Source organism: Gemella bergeri ATCC 700627 (assembly GCF_000469465.1).
GTDB lineage: Bacteria > Bacillota > Bacilli > Staphylococcales > Gemellaceae > Gemella > Gemella bergeri.
Map to the genome: position 1 here is coordinate 14,698 of NZ_KI271860.1, position 21,626 is coordinate 36,323.

Below are 21,626 nucleotides of genomic sequence, written 5' to 3' on the forward strand. Positions count from 1 at the left end.
ATATTTCTATTTTCTCCCCGCAGGAAGTTTTTTAGCATAACCGATTTTATTTTCTTGTTTTGCCCTAGCTATTACCAACGCATCATCCGGTACATTTTTAGTTACCGTTGTTCCCGCTGCAACAATAGCACCATCTCCTATTTCTACCGGTGCAATTAAATTAGAATTGCAACCGATAAATGTATCACTTCCTATGGTAGTGCGATATTTATTCTTCCCATCATAGTTTACAGTTATTGTTCCACAACCTATATTGGTGTTGCTACCTACAGTTGTATCACCTAAATAACTTAGATGTGCCGTTTTAGAACCGTTCCCATATTTTGTATTTTTTAGTTCTACGAAATTACCAATTCTCACATTTTCTCCAAGGACACAGTTGTTTCTAATGTGAGAATACGGGCCTATTCTCGTATTGGCACCGATAACAGAGTCTGTAACGGTTGATGATAATACTTTAACGCCATTTTTAATTATAGAATTTTCTAAATATGAATTTGGCTTGATTTGACAATCTTCTCCTATAACGGTATTTGATTTAATCGTCACATTCGGATAAATTGTCGTATCTCTTCCTATGACAGCATTTGGAGCGATATAGGTGTTGGCCGGATCAACCAAAGTAACTCCATTTAACATATGTTTAGTGTTAATTCTATTTCTCATAACATTTTCCGCATATGCCAACGCTACTCTATCATTTACTCCAAATGTTTCATCAAAATCATTACAAAGATAAGTTTCGATTATCTCCCCTCGATTTCTAATTAAGTATAAGACATCCGGTAAATAATACTCACCTTGTTTATTATCATTTTTTACTTCTTCCAACATTTCAAACAATAATTTATTATCAAAACAATAAATTCCAGAGTTAATTTCCTTAACTTGTTTTTCCAGTTCTGTAGCATCCTTTTCTTCTACTATTTTTTCCAGTTTACCGTTGATATCTCGAATAATTCTTCCGTATGCGAAAGGATCATCCGCATATGCCGTCAATACCGTTGCTTTTGCCTTTGTTTGTTCATGATGATCCAACATATTATTAATGGTTTCCGGTCGAATAAGAGGTGTATCCCCATACATGACGATAGTCGTTCCGTTCTTATCCTTTAGCATATCTTTAGCTGCTTTTACAGCATGTGCCGTCCCTAATTGTTCTGCCTGCAAAACAAATTTCGTTCTATCTCCAAGTACCTCTTTTACTTTTTCGGCACCATGACCGACTACTGTAATTACCTCGTCCATTTTCAAATCATTTAAACTGTCCAACACAAGTTCAACCATAGTTCTGTCACAAACTTTATGCAAAACTTTATATAGTTTTGATTTCATTCGCGTACCCTTACCTGCCGCTAATATCACCGCATATCTATTACTCATTTTTTAATTCCTCATTTTCCGCTTGTCTTAATTTTTCTATAACATTACCTAATTTAACATCAAATGTTCCGTTGTATTCATCAATATTATTTATTTTTGATAAATATAAATAATCTTCCTCATGTTCCCTTACTGAATCAAAACATTGAGTAATAATTACTTTCCCTATAACTTCAGCATCAAATTCACTAATAAGACTTTCCATTCCGGTAAGAACACCACCACCTCGCATAAAATCATCAACTAACAATACTCTTGATTGTGATTTTAAACTACGTTTTGATAAAATCATTGTTTCAATTTTTTTAGTAGAACCTGATACATAATTAATCGCAACAGTTGTTCCCTCTGTTACTTTATTATCACGACGAATAATAATTACAGGCTTATTTAGAATAGAAGCTATGGCATATGCAACCGGTATCCCTTTTGCCGCAACAGTAACAACAGCATCAATTTCTTTATTCTTATAAACTGTGGCAATTACACGTCCCAGCTTATTCATCAGACTTGGATTACCGATTATATCCGACATAAATATATACCCGCCGGCAAGAAGTCTATCTCCCTCTTTTATTTTTTCTACAAACTCATTAAGTATTTTTACCGCATCTTCTTCCACTAAAGTAGGGGTAAAAATAACACCACCGCTCACTCCGGCATATGTTTTAACTTCACCAATCTTTTCTTCTTTAAAACCGTTTTTTATAATATAAATATCTTCACTTATCGAAGATTTTGCTTGATTAAATTTTGATACAAAATAAGTAAGTGGAATTAATTTATTCGGATTGTTTAATAAATATTCCGTCATTACCACTATTCGTTCGCTTCTTTTTAATTTCATGTAATACTCCTAATTCGTATATTATATGTATATAATATCATTATTGTTCGTATTAGTAAAGTAAAACCTTATATTTAACGCATAGTTAAAGTATTCAATTATTGTAATATTCGCTTTAACATTATAAAACAGACCTCAGTCGTTAACTGAAGCCTATTTATTGTCTTTCCAAACCTCAAGAGTTCTTATTTGATTTTCTTCTACTTTTCTTACTATGAAAGTTAAGGTATCTATTGAGTACACCGCCCCAACTTTCGCTTCATATTTTTCTAAATAAACATACGCACCGATGGTATCAACTTCTTCATGTGGTAATTGAACATGAAACAAAGCATTTACATCTTGAATAGGAACCCAACCGTCGATTAAATAATGACCATTTTTTAATTTTTTTATTAAACTTTGTTCATCTTCATCAAATTCATCACGAATTTCACCGGTTAATTCTTCCACTATGTCTTCTAAGGTAACTATTCCGCTTGTCCCACCGTATTCATCTGTTATAACAATCATGTGTTCACGATTTTGTTTTATTGTAGCTAATACTTGTGAAATCGGAGTATGTTCAAATACCTTTATAGCAGGGGTAATGTACTCTTCCAAATCTTCTGTGGTTTCTAACTTTTTATCAGTAAACAACAATTTTTTAACGTTCAGTATCCCGATAATTTGATCTTTATCTCCGTCTTCTATAACGGGATAACGAGTATACTCTTCTTGTTTTAGTTGACGCATTATAACAGCAAGAGAATCGCTCATATCAATAGCCTCTACTTCTGTTCTCGGTGTCATAATCTCTTTTGCAATTTTATTATCGAACTCAAAGACACGTTCTACATAACGATATTCTATATCATTAATTTGTCCGTGTGCCCGAGATAATTTCATAATGGTACGTAATTCTTGTTCACTGTGAATATCATCATGTTCTGCCGCAGGTTCAAAACCAAATAATTTTGCAACAATGTTCGCTAATGAATTAAGCAACCAAACTAAAGGTCTCATCACCTTATCAAACATATACATTGGCCATGCGACTTTAAAACAAGTTTTCTCTGCCGCTTGAATAGCTATTGTTTTAGGAACTAACTCACCCAGTACCACATGCAGTAATGTCATAAACGCAAATGAAACTACCAATGAAATAGTATGTGTTAAAGTCTCATTTAAGTGCACCAAATCGAATAACGGTCTAAATAACGCATGAAACGTTGATTCTCCCAACCAACCTAACCCAAGCGAAACGATTGTAATTCCTAATTGTGTAGCTGATAAATAATGGTCTAACTGTTCCACCATAACTAACAATATCTTCGCTGTTTTATTCCCTTCTTCCGCTATTTCTTTAACACGAGTAGGTCGAAGTTTTACCAATGCAAACTCAAACATTACAAAAACAGCCGAAGCCATAAGTAATAATATTATTATTAAAATTTTTATTAAGATACTGAGATCCATAACGGTTTAATTTAACCTCTTTCTTGATATAACTTATTCATAATTTTACTATATATATGTTATTTTTTCAAATGTTACGACGATCTTGCTATTATTTTATTAATATTAAATTTATTTTAAAATAACAGCATATATTTGCTACCATATTGTTAATTATTAACAAAAACTCCGTTAAATATATATTCGTTATTAATTTCGTTCTGATAATTTCTTCAATATAAAATCGTCAAAGGGATGTTGAAAAATTTCTTTATATTCCAATTTTCGATAACTAATTACTTCTTTATTTTTTAATAATGCTAAAAATTTTTCTTGGCAATTTTTAGGCGTTTTTACATCAAGTTGTGAAAAACAATAATATACCTTGCTTTCCACACTGACTACATAGTTCAGTATATCTATTTCGGCTAATTGTTTTAATAAATAATCTTCTTTTTCAGGATAATTTTTTGAGAATTTTCTTATTGCTAAATAATAATCCTCATCTTCATTTTCTTTATAAATTGTTTTAAAATCACACAAAGCTATATCGGCGATAAACAGATTTTTAATATCTTTATTAAAAGCCGCACAAACTACACTAATTGCAGCTCCTTGCCCCACTCCAAACAACAATAACTCAATATTGGAAAATTCTTTTTTTACTATCTGAACTATATCAAGAGCATCTTGATAAACAAATTTGTAATAAGGTTTATCATTAAAAATTTCTACATACGGAAAATAGATTGACCCCGGTTGTTTATTTTCACTGTTTCCTGCCTGCCCTCGGACGTGAACACTTACTACTGCATATCCCAGTATTGAATATCGGCTAAGAGTTAAATAATCCTTGTTTTGCATTTCATATTCCGGAAATTCGATTATAACTCCTCTTATATTCCCTTTCGGAACGATCATGTCTGCATAAATATTCGAATTATCCACCGCTAAAAATTTTATACTAAAATAGTTTGCACCCAGATGTTCTAATTTTATCTTTTCTTTTGTATAAGTAAATTTCCTATTTTTAATTAATTTCATATTATTTCTCCAATAAAAATTTGAATATTTCGTTATTATAAGAAGCTATCGCCTCATGGTCGTATTTTTTATAAAAACATAATTTTTTCTCACAAATTAGATTGTTGAATACTGCATACTGTGTTTCCAAAGGACAATCACTATCCACGCCGCTCATTCCAAACAGTACCTTTGCTCTAACTTTACTGGAGAAATTTTTTGTATCAATATAAGCTAGTTTATCAAAAATTTCTTTATTACGCTTTTCATCATTATTAAACCAACGCGAGTATAATCTAAGTTCCCCATAAGCACCGGTATCTCTATCTAAATCATAAACCTTTTTATAATCAGATAGAAACGGATACAACGAAATACATTTTTTAATATTTTTATTTAAAGCTGCGCACATAATGGAAAAAGCTCCTCCTTGTGATGCACCATAAGTTACAAAATTATTTTTATCCACTCCATCCAACTCACCGGCTATTCTAACTAAAAGGCACATATCCATTATATTTTTCACATAAAGTAAATTATCAATTATACTATCTAAACCTATTGTTATATGACCGAAGACAGTTGAACCGTAAATTCCACCTATATCTTCACTCTTTCCGCCTTGTCCACGAAAATCCATAGCTAATACCGAATACCCTAGGGAAGTATAGGCTGTTTTTTCTAACCAATTTCTACTGGACGCCGGATACCCATGAAAATAAAATAATACAGGACTAGGTTTATTTAATTTTGATTTTATATATTTTGCGTATATCACAGCACCGTCAAAACTTGTAAAGTATAAATCATAATACTCAATATTTTTAAAATTAGAAAATTCTTTTTTTATTATTTTATAGTCCAAAGGAACCTGTCTTATCTCATCCAGTTTTCCATTCCAAAATTCATCAAAATTATTCGGTTTTTTCCATGCCCCAATGTACTTTTCTAAATTCATATTTCACCACTTCTTTATATTTTCTCTTAAATTATTATAAACGTAAAAAAAAGATGCGACAAGCACATCGCATCTCTTTTATCAATTATTTTTCTGTAACTTTTAGACGAGCTAATGCTCTAGCCAACGCCAACTCTGCACGTCTTACATCAAGTGTACTTTTTCTTTCAGATAAGCGTTTTTCCGCTCTTTCTTTTGCTCTTTTAGCACGTTCTACATCAATATCATCAGCACACTCTGCCGTCTGAACAATCACAGTTATGTCATTTTTATGTGTTTCCACAAATCCTTCACTTACAGCTATGCGTTCTTCTTTCCCGTCAGGAAACACCACCTTTAACGGTCCTATCGCTAATGACGCAACCATTGGAACATGGTTTGCCATGATACCCAGTTGTCCACTGGTAGTTCCAAGAACAACCATTGAAGCGTCTTTTGTGCTGTAAACTTCTCCATTAGGAGTGACAATACTTACATTTAAAGTATTCATAATTTACCCTCCTATTGTATTATACTTCAACTCCCAATTTACGTGCTTTTTCTAATACATCTTCTATACCGCCTACTAAACGGAAGCAATCTTCCGGAATATGATCGTACTTACCGTCTAAAATTCCTTTAAATGCTTCTACTGATTCTTCTACCGGAACATAAGAACCCGGTTGCCCTGTAAACTGTTCAGCAACATGGAAGTTTTGTGATAAGAAGAATTGAACACGTCTTGCTCTATCAACTGTTTTCTTGTCTTCGTCACTAAGTTCGTCCATACCTAAGATAGCAATAATATCTTGTAATTCACGATATTTTTGAAGTGTTCTTTGAATTCTTGTCGCAACTTGGTAGTGTTCTTCTCCTACAATCTCCGGTGCTAAAGCACGTGATGTAGAAGCCAGCGGGTCAACCGCCGGATAGATACCCATTTCAGTTAATGCACGTTCAAGGTTAGTTGTTGCATCTAAGTGGGCAAACGTTGTAGCCGGTGCCGGATCGGTATAATCATCGGCAGGAACATAAATCGCTTGAATAGATGTAACAGAACCTTTTTTCGTCGATGTAATACGCTCTTGAAGACGCCCCATCTCTGTAGCAAGTGTCGGTTGATAACCAACGGCAGACGGCATACGTCCAAGTAATGCAGATACCTCAGATCCTGCTTGCGTAAAACGGAAAATGTTATCAATAAATAACAATACGTCCTGTCCTTCTTCATCACGGAAGTATTCAGCCATTGTCAGCCCTGTTAATGCAACACGCATACGTGCTCCGGGCGGTTCGTTCATTTGTCCGAATACCATGGCGGTTTTGTTAATAACTCCTGAATCTTTCATCTCATAATACAGGTCATTACCTTCACGAGTACGTTCTCCTACTCCGGTAAATACCGAAAGACCACCATGTTGTTGTGCAACGTTGTTAATAAGCTCTTGGATAAGAACCGTTTTACCAACACCTGCACCTCCGAATAATCCGATTTTTCCACCTTTAATATAAGGTGCAAGTAAGTCTATTACTTTAATACCTGTTTCCAATACTTCTACATGAGTAGATAATTCTTCAAAGGTTGGCGCTTCTTTATGGATAGAATCTTTTCTTACATTGCTATCAGCTTCTTCCCCATGATCCACCGCTTCACCTAAGACGTTAAATACACGCCCAAGAGTAAAGTTTCCAACCGGCACTGAAATTGGTGCTCCTGTATCTACTACTTCCGCTCCTCTATTTAATCCATCAGTAGACGACATCGCTATAGTTCTAACGACATTGTCACCAATTTCAAGAGAAACTTCAAGAACTAATTTTTCTTTATTTCCATCACCTTTATCTACAAATACTTCAAGAGCATTCAATAGATTAGGCATATGCCCTGATTCGAACTTAACGTCTACTACAGGTCCCATAACTTGGAGAATATAACCTTTATTCATATGTTGTTTGCTAACTTAATAGCTTCTCCTTTCTTCTTTCTATTTTGCAGCTGCCGCTCCACTAACAATTTCGGTAATTTCCTGTGTGATCGCTGCTTGTCTCGCACGATTATATTTAATCGTAAGTGTATCAATAATATTTCCTGCATTATCAGTTGAATTTTTCATAGCTGTTTTTCTTGCAGAATGTTCACTAGCCTTACTATCCAATATACTTCCATAAATCATACTCTCTGCATATTGTGGTAACAGTACATCTAATACCGCTTCTTCTCCGGGTTCAAATTCATAAGCACCTGTTACTTGGTTATTAGAATTTTTAAACTGCGTTGCATTTTCTATCGGAAGAACCTGATCTTCCGTTACAACTTGCTGAATCATACTAACGAAGTGGTTGTAGTGAAGATAAATTTTATCATATTCTTTGTCAGTAAAATATCCCACAACTTTATTAGTAATCTCTTTAACCTGAGTGAAACTTGGCTCATCCGGTATATCTCTATAACTTTCAACGATGCTATAACCATTTTTTCTGAAAAATTCCGCACCATAATTACCTATTGCAACTATACCATATTCATCATGACTTATATGTCGTTCTTTTGTAGTATTAACAAAATTTCTTATAATATTTGAGTTAAACCCTCCACATAATCCGCTATCGCTGGTAATAACTACATAAAGAGTTTTTTTAGGTTCTCTTTTTTCCAACATTGGATGTTTAATACTACCTTCTTTTGAAAAAATAGTAGCCATTACTTCCTGCATTTTTTTCATGTAAGGATTAAATTTTTGAGTATTGGTCTGTGCTTTTAGTAATTTAGATGTTGATACCATCTCCATCGCTTTAGTGATATGACTAGTTTTTTTCGTCGAGTTGATTTTATTTTTTATATCTCTTAGTGACGCCAATTAGTTCACCACCTTTTTCTACTGAATAATTTACACTAAGCAAAAGTTTTTTTGAATGTTTCAATAACTTCATTCATAACTTTTTCTTCAGGTAAATCTTTTGTTTCTTGTATATGTTTTATAGCTTCTGTCGGATGTGCATCAAGATAAGCATATAACTCTTGTTCAAATCTATGTATATCTTTTACTTCAACATCATCTAAATAACCATGTGTTAAAGCATATAAAATCATTACTTGTTTTTCTACAGGAATAGGTTTATGTAAATCTTGTTTTAATACCTCTACCGTACGTTTACCTCGTTCGAGTTTTTCACGAGTTGCCGGATCTAAATCAGAACCGAATTGTGCAAAACTTTCAAGTTCTCGATATGATGCCAAGTCAAGACGTAATGTCCCTGATACTTTTTTCATAGCTTTAATTTGTGCAGATCCCCCTACACGAGATACGGACAATCCCGCATTAATTGCCGGTCTAATACCAGAGAAAAATAGGTCTGATTGTAAGAAAATTTGTCCGTCTGTAATAGAAATAACATTAGTTGGGATATAAGCAGAAATATCACCGGCTTGAGTTTCAACAAACGGTAATGCTGTAATACTTCCACCACCAAAATCTTCGTTAACACGTGCCGCACGTTCTAATAAACGGCTGTGCAGATAGAATACATCCCCCGGATATGCTTCACGTCCCGGTGGACGTTTAAGTAGTAATGATAACTCACGGTAAGCTGCTGCTTGTTTAGATAAATCATCGTATACTATTACTACATCTTTTCCATTAAACATAAATTCTTCAGCCATCGCTACCCCTGCATACGGCGCTATATATAATAACGGTGCCGGTTGCGAAGCTGCTGCTGTTACAACAATTGTATATTCTAATGCTCCATGTTCTTTTAACGTTTCAACAACACTACGAACTGTTGATTCTTTTTGACCGATAGCAACATAGATACAAATAACATCCTGACCTTTTTGAGCCAAAATTGAATCTATTGCAACAGCTGTTTTACCTGTTTGTCTATCACCGATAATAAGTTCACGTTGTCCTCGCCCAATCGGTACCAATGAATCTATCGCTTTAATACCTGTTTGGAATGGAACAGATACAGATTTTCGACCCATAACTCCGACAGCCGGTGATTCTATCGATCTTCTTTTATTTGTATTTACCGGTCCACGTCCGTCTACCGGCTGCCCCAACGGATCTACTACACGTCCAATTAATTCTTCTCCAACAGGAACGTCCATAACACGTCCGGTACGTCTTACTTCATCACCTTCCTTAATATCGGTAGTTGGCCCTAAAATTACAATCCCAACATTAGTATCTTCAAGGTTTTGAGCAAGCCCCATAACTCCGGTTTTTGTAAATTCAACAAGTTCTCCACTCATTATTTCGTTAAGACCATATACACGTGCTATACCGTCCCCTACTTCAATTACTGTTCCGACATCCGTTGACTTAACTTCAAACTGATAATTTTCTATTTGCGATTTTAGTAATGCACTAATCTCTTCAGCTTTAATAGCCATTTATGTCCCTCCTTGTTTCAATTTCTACTAGATATTAGAAATTTGTTTTTTTATGCTATTTAATCTTGCTTTTATACTGGCATCAATAACTTTGTTATTATAAGTTATTTTCAAACCGCCGATTAAACTCTTATCAATTACATTACTAACTTCTACATTATCTAGTTGCAACTTAGCTTTAAGTTTTTCTTTTAATTCTGAAATTTGTTCTTGTGTAAGTTGACTAGCAGATTCGACTCTAACAAGAATATTTTTCGAATATCTATTAAAGCGTTCTTCGAACTCTTCCAGAACAAAATTTATTAAGCTGATTTGCAAGTTTCCTGCTAATATTTTGGCTACATTAACAACGTTTCGATTTACATTGATAAATGCAGCATCTATTAATTCTATTTTCTGTTTTTTTTCTATATTAGGGTTGTTCATCAAAGTAATAAAATCGTCATTTGAAGTAATTGCTAAAGCAACTTCTTTCAAATCATTAAGAACCTCTTCTAATGAGCTACTGTCACGTGCAACATCGAATAATGAATCTCCGATTTTATTAGCAAGCACTGATTTACTCATTATTTCACCCCTACCTCTTTTATAACTTTTTCTACGAAATCACCATGTGACTCACTAAGTTCTTTTTCCAAAATTTTAGAAGCTACTAATACAGATAGTTCAGCAACTTGTTTGTTAATTTCTTCAAGTGCCCTTTTCTTCTCATCTTCAATATCTCGTTGAGCATTTACTTTTAATTGTTCCGCTTGTTTTCGAGCTTCATCAAGAATTGCCTGTTTTTCAATCTTAGATTGTTCACGTGCGTCTTCCATCATTGCCTTTATTTCTTTTTGGGCATTTTTTAATTTTTCTTGATTTTCTTCAAGTAAAACCAATGCTTCTTTTTGATTTTTGGCTGCGTCATCCAGTTGATTGTTTACCAACTGTTGACGTTCATCCAACATATCAATTAATTTATCCCAAGCAAATTTTTTCAGTAATACCAATAAGATTAGTACAGCTATTATATTAATAGCCATATTCCCCAAGTTAAACCCTTGATGAGAAGAGTGTTCAGTAGCTAAAAATACTAAATTTTTCATTTGCTAACTGCTCCTGTTCTTCTTGTTGTTCTTTTAATCGGATATACTTATTATTTGAATGAAAGAATAAACGCTACTACGATAGCTAAGATAGGTACCGCTTCAACAAGTGCAAACATTACAAACGCATTAGATTTAAGTTTAGGTTCGATTTCAGGTTGACGAGAAACACCTTCCATAAATTTACCGAATAAATATCCGTTACCAATACCGGCACCAATCGCTGCCAATCCTGCTGCCAATCCTGCTCCAATTAATCCTACCATAATTATATTTTCCTCCTTGGATAATAAATAAATTTTTCTTAATTATTAATTTTACACATTTTTTGTGTTTATTATATAAAATGCAAATTAATGCTCATCACTAATTTTATGTGATAAATATGTAAATGTTAATATCGTAAAGATATACGCTTGGATAACACCAATAAATAGTGAGAATCCTTTCCACACTACTAGCCCGGCTATACCGGCTATTGCACCGAAAACACCAACTGTTGCAAGTGATGCTAAAAGTGCTAATAAAACTTCTCCGGCATAAATATTACCGAATAAACGCATTGACAAGGTTAGAAGATTTGTAAACTCCTCTAATACTTTAAACGGTGTAATACCTATACCCGCAGATGTATATGTGCTAAAGTAATGTTTTGTTCCTTTGTACTTAATTCCTGCATAGTGAGTAAAGATTATAACTAACAACGCAAGAGAGAAAGTAAATGTCGGATCTGCTGTTACTGAATTTACATAAACTACTTCATCATAACTTACTTCTATCAGAACACCAATAGTATTAGCTACAGCAATAAGGGAAATAAGTGTTAGTGCCGTTGCCCACAATCCTTTACCATACTTTTTCCAGTTTACGTTACCTTTGATAACGTTATCACTAACAAAAACCGCAAGTAACTCAGCTGCATTTTGTCGTTTGCTATCAGGTCTTAATTTTATTCTACTAGTAATAAACATCACAAAAATAAAAGTAAGCAACAGTGTAATTAAGGTTGTGATTACACTAGGAATATTGACCGTTATGTCATAGCCAAACATTTTGGTAATAAGATATGTATGCTCTTCCATATATTTCTCTCACCTCTTTTCTTATGTATCTTATATTTCTAAATCTGTTGTATGATAAATTCAAGAAATACCTATTGAATATTATAATACCATTTTAAAATATTTACCAGCCATTTATAAAATTTTATAAAATTTTATGAAAAAATCACTTTTTCATTATTTAGTTCCGAAAATTCTATCCCCCGCATCGCCTAATCCGGGTACAATGTAACCATGATCATTTAATTTTTCATCTAAACCTGCTATAAAAATATCCACATCAGGATGTGCTAAACGTAATGCCTCTACTCCTTCCGGAGCTGCTATTAGACACATAAATTTAATATTACTTACTCCACGTTGTTTTAATGAATTTATTGCCGCTATAGCGGATCCACCGGTTGCTAACATCGGATCAACAACAATAAACAAACGTTCTTCCGGTCTGCTTGGTATTTTTACAAAATACTCATGTGGTTGAAGAGTTTCAGGATCACGGTATAACCCAACATGCCCTACTCTTGCCGATGGTATTAAATTCATTAAACCGTCTACCATCCCTAAACCTGCTCTCAAAATAGGAACAAAAACTATCTTTTTACCGGAAAGACGTTTACAAGTAGTAACTTGAATCGGTGTTTCAACTTCTACTTCTTCCAACGGCAGATCACGAGTTATCTCATAAGCCATTAAAGACCCTACTTCGTTGGTAAGTTGTCTAAAGTCTTTTGAACCCGTTCTCTTATCCCTGATAAAAGATAGTTTATGTTGGATCAATGGATGATCAAATACATGAACTTTTGACATAATTTCAATTCTCCTTTTTAGTATTGTTATATTTATTTTACTCTAATTAAACTTTTTTAACAAGTTAAATCTGAAATATTTTCAACCGTTATCAAAAAACATTTTCCTACTATTCAACATAAATTACTAGACTTATTTGCATTAAACTATTAAAATTAGAGAGATATATATTTATATTTAAACCTAGGAGATGCCATGAAAACTAAAAATGTTTTACTTACTTTTTTAATTACGAGTATTTTTTACTATGCTGTTCCGTTTTTATTTTTACATTTTTCTAAAGAAAATAATTTATCAAAAATGGGACTTATACTGATATTATTTTTTACCTTTGTATCATTTGCGATTAACCTTATTATTTCGTTCTTTTTAGAAAGAAATATTTTAATTCCAATTATTACTTCAGTCTTGGCAGTTCCTCTATTATATACTTTTAACACCAGTGCTGTTGTCTTAATAATTATAATTATTATTTTTTCTTTTCTTGCTTATGGACTTTCCGGTCTACTCAAATAATTAATTTTCAGGAGATTTTTATGACTACATTAAAACGAAATTTACTAATATCTACAGGCGTTTATATGCTGTTTTATCTTGGCCCTATCTTAGTCAACCCGTTTGCTATTCTTAACATTGCCGAAGCATTCGTCGTCGCTTTATTGGTTTATGGCGGCTTTTATCTGAGTTATATCTTTTTATATACTAACAAATCAAAACTTGATGAGCGGACTAAAAATACCATTATTACAATTATAATTATGATATTGGCACTTATTATCTATTATAATCCTTTCACATTCCCTACAATGTTTAATATTATAATCAATAAATATGTAGCAATTTTTTTGTTAGTTGGTTTATTAGTTGTACTTCTTCTAGTAGCTCAGCGTACAAAAAGCGTCTATATACTGGCAATTTTATTTGCACCGTCTATTATTCAAGGTATCTTAATGCGTTCATCCAATCGAGCAATGTTATTTTATCTTAATAACCCAAACTTTACATTGTACTGTATTGTAGTATTATTTGCTATCTACTATATTTACTATAATAGACGTCGTTAATAACTATATTCCCCCTATATCTATAAACATTTTCATCAGATATATGGGGAATTTTTATAGCTGATTACATATACTAATCTTAACGATTTCACTATAATCTATATAACTATAAAATAGTTTTTTCAGATAATTTTAATGAACTTTTAAACAATTGTTAGTAATAATATGAATATCCACAACAAACTCATTATTTAAGCAGATTTTTATAATAGTTTTATTTAATATTTTATTGTATAATAATATTAATTATTTAATGAAAGGGTGTACATATCATGATAAATTCAGAAAACACATGGGCATTATGGGCAATTATTATAGCTATTGCAACGTTAAGTATCTATTTAGAAGAAAAATATCGTTGGGCCGCTAAAATTAGCGGAGCAATTATCGGTCTTATTATTGCCGCAACGTTAAGTAACCTACATGTTATTCCGCTTGAATCTCCGGTATATGATACAATCTGGACATATGTTGTTCCGCTCGCAGTGGCGATGTTACTCTTCCAATGTGATTTAAGAAAAATTTGGCGTGAAAGTGGACGAATGGTTATTATTTTTCTTATCAGCTCTCTTGGAACAATATTAGGTGCCATTTTCGGTTATCTTGCTTTACATAACCTCGTACCGGCGCTTAATCATATTGCCGGAGTTATGACCGGTTCGTATATTGGTGGCGGAGTTAACTTTGTTGCTGTCGCGAGTGCTTTTGAAGTACCCACCGATTTGATTTCCGCTGCAACGGTTAGTGATAATTTGCTAATGGTATTGTACTTTTTCATACTTATAGTTATACCTACTCTTCCAATATTTAGAAAGTTTTTTATTACAACATTCGACAATAAAACGAATGTACAGCACCACAGTAGTGATAACAGCAAAACAACTGTAGCAGTTAGAGATATTGCATTTACCTTTGCCACCGCGGTTGTTATAGTAGCTATTAGCTTTAGCTTATCGACTTATCTTGCTTCCCTAGGTAAATCACCTTTGATAGCATTTATTTCTAACAAATATCTATTAGTAACAACACTGACAGTATTATTAGCATCCCTTTTCCCTAAATACTTCACATCATTTAAAGGGGCTAATGAGATAGGAACTTTTCTTATTTATATTTTCTTTGTTGTCATTGGAATTCCTGCTTCAATTCAAGCAATTGTTGAAAAATCACCATTATTACTTCTATTTTGTGCAATAATGATAATTGTTAATATGCTTGTAACCTTTGGAGCGGCTAAATTATTTCGTTTTTCTATTGAAGAGGCTATTATTGCCTCAAATGCCAATATAGGTGGTCCTACAACAGCCGCCGCTATGGCTATTTCAAAAGGTTGGAATTCACTTGTTGCTCCGGCAATGTTGGTCGGTACCCTCGGTTATATTATCGGAACATATATAGGTATATTAATCGGACAATATTTAGGTTAAACGTAAAAAAGGATTATTATTTAACTTGGTAATTAAATCAAATTAAATAATAATCCTCTTTATTATAAATTTTCTTAATCAAATAATCTAAACTTCATAACCAACTATAATTTTTTAAAATAATCAAGTAAAACATCTATATAAAAATTAGATATAAGTGTTTTCATTAAACCTTTATCAAAAAATTACTATTATATTTATTCTAACACACAATATTATTCTCCAACTTATTTCTTCAAAAAAATATTTAACTATTTTATAACTTTATAATAAGGAATGAATAACACCATCACGACATTGATTTACACTTATTACATAAGGTAAATTTCTACTATCTCTTATATTGCGCCCCCCAAGTATTCCTCCCGGTTCTAAAGGAAATAACACTGTATCATACATATTTCCCAAACCGGATACTATTTTTACAATAACAACTTTAGCTTTATCAGGTTTTCTTACATCATAATACTCATACTTTTTATATGGAATATTGTCTACCTTTACCAATACATCACGAATTTCTTGAACAATTAAGTCTACCAGTCGATGCGCACCGATAACTCCATCCGCTGTTCGACCTTCTCCGTCAAAAAACGAGAAATCAATATGAATTATATAGTCAGATGTACCGGGCGTCCCTGCTCTATCGAAATATACTCTGTCCTTTAATACACCTTCTGATGATCCGATATTGGCCGGTTGATAACCCGTTCCTATTTCTACTCCGGTTATCATAACTGTAACACCATCTAATTCATGCGTTATACCTTCTCCTAATTCTCCGGAATATTTACATGCTATCGGCATGCAATCTAAGTTAGAATTGACAAAAATATTATGTTCATGCGGTTTTATAATGTTTACTTTTATTTGTTTAATTCTCTTATCAAATGAGATAAATGTCCTAGCTATATTTTTTCTGATAATTAGCTTGTTATTAATCAGCTCCGTCTTTTCACCGAACGCTACTTCATTGATAGTAAATACTTTTTTGGTTAACTTTCCTACTCTTAACTCTTTATTGCTGTTTATATTATTCAATCGTTGCCGTTTGCTTAACTTATTTTTCAAAATTGCCACTGCTTTTTTAGCATCATAATCCGTCAAGTTATTTTCGCCTACCATACATGATTCATATCCTGTTGTTCCCTTATTTGTATCTATGATACAATCTATATATTGATTTGTACATACCAATCGTCCTTGCAAACCGATAAAACTAAGACCAATACTTGAAATATCATTTTTTCCGAGATTTTCAATTATATTAACAAAATCAATATGATGATTTCCCCAACCGTCAATAGCTACTAAAGCACCGTCTACCTGCAAGGTTTTAGCTATATCGCCTACTCTCTTAGCCGAATAAACCTTGTCATCATAACTTTCAGAAACACCGCTTACTATAATTCCAACTATTTCAATATCACTATCTTTTGTTGCTACCTCTACAAGCGGGCAGCGATAGTGATGAAGTGTTGTCATTTTTATACTCGGCCCCAATCCCATAGCTACAACTCCTTTCCAAACAAAGAAGGAGGATACCCCCCTTCTTCATTTCTATATACATTCAATATTACACGTTATGACGGTATTCATAAGGTAATATTTTTGTTTCATTAAAACTTGGACAATCTCTTACCCATTCTAATGATTCTTTAACAATTGCTGTTTGCATAGGGATATTATTAGGTTCCCCTGCATTTGAGCCGATTGGCACGTGAGGTGCAGTAATACGTGGTGCACCTTGTTGACGAGCAATTGGTGGTAGTGCAGCAATTACACAGCAACTCATTCCTTGTTCTTCACAGCAACGTGTTACGATAGTTGCTGAACGGTGACATGTACCACATCCACCTGTACATAATACAATATCTACACCTTGTTCTTTTAATTTTTTAGCAATTTCCGGTCCTGTTTCATTGGTGAATTTTTCGACGTTACCGCCTCCACCCATGAACGTATATGTTTCTTTTGGTAATGATCCGATAAATCCTTCTGCTACCAATTCATGTAATCTATCAATCGGTAACATTGCATTTGGATCTTTATTAATATCAGAGTTATCAAACCCACCATGTGTTACCATTAATTCACTAGATGGTGTATCGAACGGAATTGTACGATATGTAAAATCTCCTGATGTATTGAACGGTTCTTGTGATTTAATATGTATTCCACCTGCTGTAATAAATGCAACTTTACATTCGCTTAACGGTTTCTTTAGTTCTGTAAATATTGCTTTAGGTGTAATAGGCACGAAAATTTCTGATTGCATCCCTGGTTTTGTTGTTAATTTCATTGTATTTTCTCCTTAAGCTCTAGCTAATGTAATTTTCTTTTTTCCTATCACTCTCATGTGACTAAGATAAAATTCTACATCTTGATTTTCTTTTAACACCACAGTTGTAAACGCCCAACGTCTTGGTACAGCTATAGTACCCAATCCGTCCATTATTGCTACTTCTATGGCGGTATCATTTACTTGAGTAATTTTTCCTCCCAGTAAACATGGTTGCATTTCTTCATAAAATATATCTGAACTATCATATTCATAAGGGTCTTCCATTACTTGAATATAACTAAAGTAAAATTCTAATACATGTCCCATCTCTAAAATATTATCTGTCTTAATTAGTTTTGTCGGTACAGTAATCACGCCTAAACGACCGTGAAGATGAATTTTTACTTTATCTTCTTTTACTTCCTTAATTATGCCACCCATCATTACCGGATTTATAATATAATCCATTATTACTCCTAAATTAGTGATATGTTTTACTGTCTACTAATACTGTTTCCGGAAGACCTAAAAGTTTGTTATTAGCATTAATAACGTCATTATTCCATTTTTTCTCTGCCGGTTTTACTTCTACACCCGCCATTTTGTTTTTCAACATTTGAATTGCACGTGCTGCTACTGACGGTGTTACACAAGAACATCCGGCTATATCATTTTCAAATCCGCCTTTATCGATATTTTCTTCTACCATAGCAGTAGCATATTTGTTACCTACTACTAACTGACCTTGGTAAGCACAGAATGAAACCCCTACTACCGGAATATCTCTTACTCCTGCTTGATCAATATGTTCAATAAAGTCTATATGGTTGTTACCAAATCCTTCTGTTGTGATAACTACACCATCCAAGTCTAATGATTCAAATAAAGATCCTAAACGTTCAGATACCCATAATTTTTCATCATTTACTTGTGGTGAACCGACACAGATAACCCCGATTAAATCAAGTTCTGCATCTTCTGCTAATCCTTCTACAAGCGGTTCACGAATGTAGTGACGAGTCATTTCTTTTGTTGCAGGTCCGATACAAGTTAAAGCGTGGATAGAACCGTCACGTACTTGGTTCGGTGTTAAAATAATCGGCACGTTACCGCAGTCAACATTTTTTTGACCTCCAATGATACCACATGGTTCTGTCGGACAAATAACGTTATCGTGCATAGCACCTTGTCCCATAATTTCTTTAACCAATACAACACGTGGATTTCCACTTCTTCTTACATCTTCACAGATTTCTTCTCTTACTACTTCACCGTCATAATGTTTTAATTCTTCACGAATTGCTTGTACGATAAAGTCTTGACATTTGTGCGCTGCAAAAGGTCCCGGTCTTGTCATACCTGATAGTCGTTCGATTGTTGCATGGCAACGAATAATAATATCGTTTTCATCTGCACAACCTGGATGTCCATAAAACGTTTTTTCATCTAAGAACCCTTCTGAAGAACCGAATTCATGTACTTGAACTCCGTCTTCATCAACACCAGTTAGCATAAATACTACACCGTCTAATACTTTAGTTACACCTTCACCAAGTTTTCCTTCTACTTTTGTTGCAATAGGACACACGTCCATAATTGTTTCAGTGTAAATGTGACGTTTATCAGGATAAATAACATCCAATTCTAATTTTTTACATAATTCATCTTCACCAAGTGCAGCTTTTGCTAATTTTTTATCAATTGTGATAACACCATCTTTGATAGAAGTTTTATCTCCTAATTTTACATCTGTTATTTTGATATGTTTTTTAGTTAATGTGCGGATTACTTTTTTCTCACCTAATTTTTCTTCTTTTTCAGCTGCTTCTGCCACTTCTGGAGCATTTCCGGCACCCACTACTACAGGAACATCTAATTTCAATCCTTCAAATTTTTCGGCTTTACCAATTTCTATATGAATCATTCCATTACCTCCGTGAGTTGTTTGTGTATAAACTGATGATTTAGCATCTTTTACTTCTTCAACCACGTTTCCTTGTTTTTCTTCTGTAATATCTTTTTGTACTTCGTTTATTTTATCCAAGTACTCTTTTTTTATCGGTGTTAAAGCTTCTACATCTTCCAATAATGTACTTCCTAACACTTCTTCTATAGTAAGTCCGTCAGGGCTTAATGTTAGCAATCCTGCATCAATCATGTCTTCGAATAGACCCGGATCTTCTAAATCGGCAGCTCCGATTACTTGACCTTTCTCTCTTCTACAACAAAAAATCGCTGGATCTTTTAAGTGTTTTTCTAATGTTTCTACTGTAATAGACATTGTTTTACCTCCCAATATGTATTATTTTTATGTGTATTACTTTATAATTTTAAATATGTCAGCGAAATTCCATATTCATATTTTCTCCTCCCGTATTAGTTTTTAAATTTTCTTATTAGTTTATAGTTAACGAATCTTAATGCACCGTCAGTACAGTGATAAACCGGTAATTTTAATTGTGGAGCACAAGACATTACAGTATTCGTAAAATCTGTGCAGTTGCTAATTAAAACAGCCTGTGCACCCGCTTTTTTTAGCGACATTACCTTTTGTACTTGCCCTGGACAAATCCCCGGATTTAAACATTTTCTGGTTCCATTTTTCATCAATATAGCATTTTTACAGAACTCTACACCTACCACTTCACTATTCATGCTGGCTGCTTGTTCACGAAGTCTTTCTTCATTCGCACCGCATGCACAGACCAATACTCCTATTTTTTCCGGACTTGGCAAGAATTTTTCTGCGGCAATTAAACCACCTGTAGTTTTTACAATCGGTGCTTCAACATATGTTCTTTTCCCTGTAAAAGGCCCTCCCATAATCAACTCACCATGCTCTTTATCTAAACCACCACATTTATCAAATAGCGAGCCGACCGATGACCCTAAAGGAACATCGAATAATACATGAATACTACCGGCATCCGTCAGCTTTCCTGCTACTGTTAAATCTTTATCAATCAACGGTTTTTTCTCTTCTACTATCTCTCTTACTTTTAACACCGTTTCTACATTAATTACTACAGCATCTGCTTCTGACGGTAATTTATCCGGTTTTAACAATACTCCTAAACTTTCTCTAATAATAGCACGCTCTTCTCCCATCGGGTAGATATTTTCCAATTCAAAAATGGTAATATCATCATCTTGAACCGCTGATTTTAATATTTGCACGGCTTCCGAATGAATACCTTTTAACGCTACAATTCCTTTTTTAGCATTAACTATATTCATTACGATACGCAATCCTTTAAGAAGATTTTCCGGTTTATCCTCTATACGTGCGATATTATGTGATAATATCGGTTCACATTCTGCTGCATTAACGATCACTGTCCCGGTACCATTGTCAAAACGTATTCCAAGTTTCACAGCTGTCGGAAACCCTGCACCGCCTAATCCTACTAGACCAGATTCTGCTATTAAATCTTCAGGTGTAGTAGAGGTTAACGGTTTGTATGTAGAAAAATCTGTGTCTTTTTCTTCGATGACTATTTTTTCTTCTGTCACATCAGTCACTATTCCATTAACGCTTGAAAATATATTACTACCCAATGCAGAATCCGGTTTTTTTGCTATCATTTCACCTCTTGATACAGTAGAGTTTTTCTCTACTATTACTTCAGACGGAGCACCTACATGTTGCTTAAGCGGAAAAATATATTCCATTTTCTAAATCTCCCTTCTATAATTTTCACTGTTATTATACAGCTGTTTTTTTTGATAACGCAATATTTTATATTCTTAAAAAAATAGCGAAATGTTATTTTTTTATCATTTTCGTTATACAGCTATTTTTTATTATTTAATTTATTATACTGTTTATCTATTTTTTTATTTTTATTATTTTTTTCCAAATCCAACCCTTG

22 protein-coding genes are annotated in these 21,626 nt (G+C 33.5%); 3 read left to right on the forward strand and 19 right to left on the reverse strand.

The annotated features are described in order from the left end of the window. Positions 1-6: 6 nt before the first annotated feature. From glmU to upp, 14 genes are all read right to left on the reverse strand, one after another. Positions 7-1,383 (reverse strand): bifunctional UDP-N-acetylglucosamine diphosphorylase/glucosamine-1-phosphate N-acetyltransferase GlmU, encoded by a 1,377-nt coding sequence (gene glmU / locus HMPREF1983_RS05785; protein WP_021753364.1) that lies wholly within the window; start codon positions 1,381-1,383, stop codon positions 7-9. Beyond that, positions 1,376-2,230 carry a pur operon repressor gene (gene purR / locus HMPREF1983_RS05790; protein ID WP_021753365.1) on the reverse strand — a complete coding sequence of 285 codons (855 nt, stop codon included), beginning with the start codon at positions 2,228-2,230 and terminating at the stop codon, positions 1,376-1,378. The genes glmU and purR overlap by 8 nt, the downstream gene beginning before the upstream one ends. Before the next feature lie 153 nt (positions 2,231-2,383). Then, entirely contained in the window at positions 2,384-3,688 is a 1,305-nt protein-coding gene (locus tag HMPREF1983_RS05795) for a hemolysin family protein (protein WP_021753366.1), read from the reverse strand. 189 nt (positions 3,689-3,877) lie between these two features. Then, positions 3,878-4,711 carry an acetylxylan esterase gene (locus HMPREF1983_RS05800; protein WP_021753367.1) on the reverse strand — a complete coding sequence of 278 codons (834 nt, stop codon included), beginning with the start codon at positions 4,709-4,711 and terminating at the stop codon, positions 3,878-3,880. 1 nt (position 4,712) lies between these two features. Then, positions 4,713-5,648 carry an acetylxylan esterase gene (locus HMPREF1983_RS05805; protein WP_021753368.1) on the reverse strand — a complete coding sequence of 312 codons (936 nt, stop codon included), beginning with the start codon at positions 5,646-5,648 and terminating at the stop codon, positions 4,713-4,715. An 85-nt stretch (positions 5,649-5,733) separates the two neighbouring features. Further along, a complete protein-coding gene (locus tag HMPREF1983_RS05810) occupies positions 5,734-6,138 on the reverse strand; it encodes a F0F1 ATP synthase subunit epsilon (RefSeq protein ID WP_021753369.1) in 405 nt (134 codons plus the stop codon). A gap of 19 nt (positions 6,139-6,157) precedes the next feature. Then, positions 6,158-7,573: a F0F1 ATP synthase subunit beta gene (atpD, locus tag HMPREF1983_RS05815; protein ID WP_021753370.1), complete on the reverse strand. Its 1,416-nt coding sequence runs from the start codon at positions 7,571-7,573 to the stop codon at positions 6,158-6,160. A 39-nt stretch (positions 7,574-7,612) separates the two neighbouring features. Further along, positions 7,613-8,485 carry an ATP synthase F1 subunit gamma gene (gene atpG / locus HMPREF1983_RS05820; RefSeq protein WP_040461158.1) on the reverse strand — a complete coding sequence of 291 codons (873 nt, stop codon included), beginning with the start codon at positions 8,483-8,485 and terminating at the stop codon, positions 7,613-7,615. Positions 8,486-8,520: 35 nt separating this feature from the next. Then, positions 8,521-10,023 carry a F0F1 ATP synthase subunit alpha gene (gene atpA, locus HMPREF1983_RS05825; RefSeq protein ID WP_021753372.1) on the reverse strand — a complete coding sequence of 501 codons (1,503 nt, stop codon included), beginning with the start codon at positions 10,021-10,023 and terminating at the stop codon, positions 8,521-8,523. A gap of 27 nt (positions 10,024-10,050) precedes the next feature. Beyond that, positions 10,051-10,590: an ATP synthase F1 subunit delta gene (gene atpH, locus HMPREF1983_RS05830; RefSeq protein WP_021753373.1), complete on the reverse strand. Its 540-nt coding sequence runs from the start codon at positions 10,588-10,590 to the stop codon at positions 10,051-10,053. Beyond that, the gene (gene atpF, locus HMPREF1983_RS05835; protein WP_021753374.1) at positions 10,590-11,111 is read right to left on the reverse strand and encodes a F0F1 ATP synthase subunit B; all 522 of its coding nucleotides are present in this window, start codon (positions 11,109-11,111) and stop codon (positions 10,590-10,592) included. Before atpF ends, atpH begins: the two co-directional genes overlap by 1 nt. Positions 11,112-11,161: 50 nt before the next feature. Continuing rightward, entirely contained in the window at positions 11,162-11,377 is a 216-nt protein-coding gene (gene atpE, locus HMPREF1983_RS05840) for a F0F1 ATP synthase subunit C (protein ID WP_021753375.1), read from the reverse strand. An 87-nt stretch (positions 11,378-11,464) separates the two neighbouring features. Then, complete coding sequence (gene atpB / locus HMPREF1983_RS05845) at positions 11,465-12,193, reverse strand: F0F1 ATP synthase subunit A (RefSeq protein ID WP_021753376.1); 729 nt, start codon at positions 12,191-12,193, stop codon at positions 11,465-11,467. 156 nt (positions 12,194-12,349) lie between these two features. Then, a complete protein-coding gene (gene upp, locus HMPREF1983_RS05850; RefSeq protein ID WP_021753377.1) occupies positions 12,350-12,979 on the reverse strand; it encodes a uracil phosphoribosyltransferase in 630 nt (209 codons plus the stop codon). A gap of 195 nt (positions 12,980-13,174) precedes the next feature. Between upp and HMPREF1983_RS05855 the strand changes: the two genes are divergently transcribed. The 3 genes from HMPREF1983_RS05855 (at position 13,175) to HMPREF1983_RS05865 (ending at position 15,470) form a co-directional block, all read left to right on the forward strand. Continuing rightward, on the forward strand, positions 13,175-13,495 hold the full coding sequence (locus HMPREF1983_RS05855) for a hypothetical protein (RefSeq protein ID WP_021753378.1): 321 nt from the start codon (positions 13,175-13,177) through the stop codon (positions 13,493-13,495). Between the two features lie 20 nt (positions 13,496-13,515). Further along, positions 13,516-14,043 (forward strand): hypothetical protein, encoded by a 528-nt coding sequence (locus HMPREF1983_RS05860; protein ID WP_021753379.1) that lies wholly within the window; start codon positions 13,516-13,518, stop codon positions 14,041-14,043. 272 nt (positions 14,044-14,315) lie between these two features. Next, positions 14,316-15,470 carry a DUF819 family protein gene (locus HMPREF1983_RS05865; protein ID WP_021753380.1) on the forward strand — a complete coding sequence of 385 codons (1,155 nt, stop codon included), beginning with the start codon at positions 14,316-14,318 and terminating at the stop codon, positions 15,468-15,470. A gap of 264 nt (positions 15,471-15,734) precedes the next feature. On the opposite strand, the gene HMPREF1983_RS05870 is transcribed toward HMPREF1983_RS05865, so the two are convergent. The 5 genes from HMPREF1983_RS05870 to prdC all read right to left on the reverse strand — a co-directional run bounded on the left by HMPREF1983_RS05870 (position 15,735) and on the right by prdC (position 21,426). Further along, positions 15,735-16,979: a glycine/sarcosine/betaine reductase component B subunit gene (locus HMPREF1983_RS05870; protein ID WP_021753381.1), complete on the reverse strand. Its 1,245-nt coding sequence runs from the start codon at positions 16,977-16,979 to the stop codon at positions 15,735-15,737. 67 nt (positions 16,980-17,046) lie between these two features. Beyond that, positions 17,047-17,772: a D-proline reductase (dithiol) protein PrdB gene (prdB, locus tag HMPREF1983_RS05875; protein WP_021753382.1), complete on the reverse strand. Its 726-nt coding sequence runs from the start codon at positions 17,770-17,772 to the stop codon at positions 17,047-17,049. A gap of 12 nt (positions 17,773-17,784) precedes the next feature. Continuing rightward, positions 17,785-18,222, reverse strand: coding sequence for a CBO2463/CBO2479 domain-containing protein (locus HMPREF1983_RS05880; protein ID WP_021753383.1), 438 nt, complete (start codon positions 18,220-18,222; stop codon positions 17,785-17,787). 13 nt (positions 18,223-18,235) lie between these two features. Beyond that, a complete protein-coding gene (gene prdA, locus HMPREF1983_RS05885; protein WP_021753384.1) occupies positions 18,236-20,035 on the reverse strand; it encodes a D-proline reductase (dithiol) proprotein PrdA in 1,800 nt (599 codons plus the stop codon). Between the two features lie 95 nt (positions 20,036-20,130). Further along, positions 20,131-21,426, reverse strand: a complete 1,296-nt coding sequence (gene prdC / locus HMPREF1983_RS05890; protein ID WP_021753385.1) for a proline reductase-associated electron transfer protein PrdC — start codon at positions 21,424-21,426, stop codon at positions 20,131-20,133. Positions 21,427-21,626 lie beyond the last annotated feature (200 nt).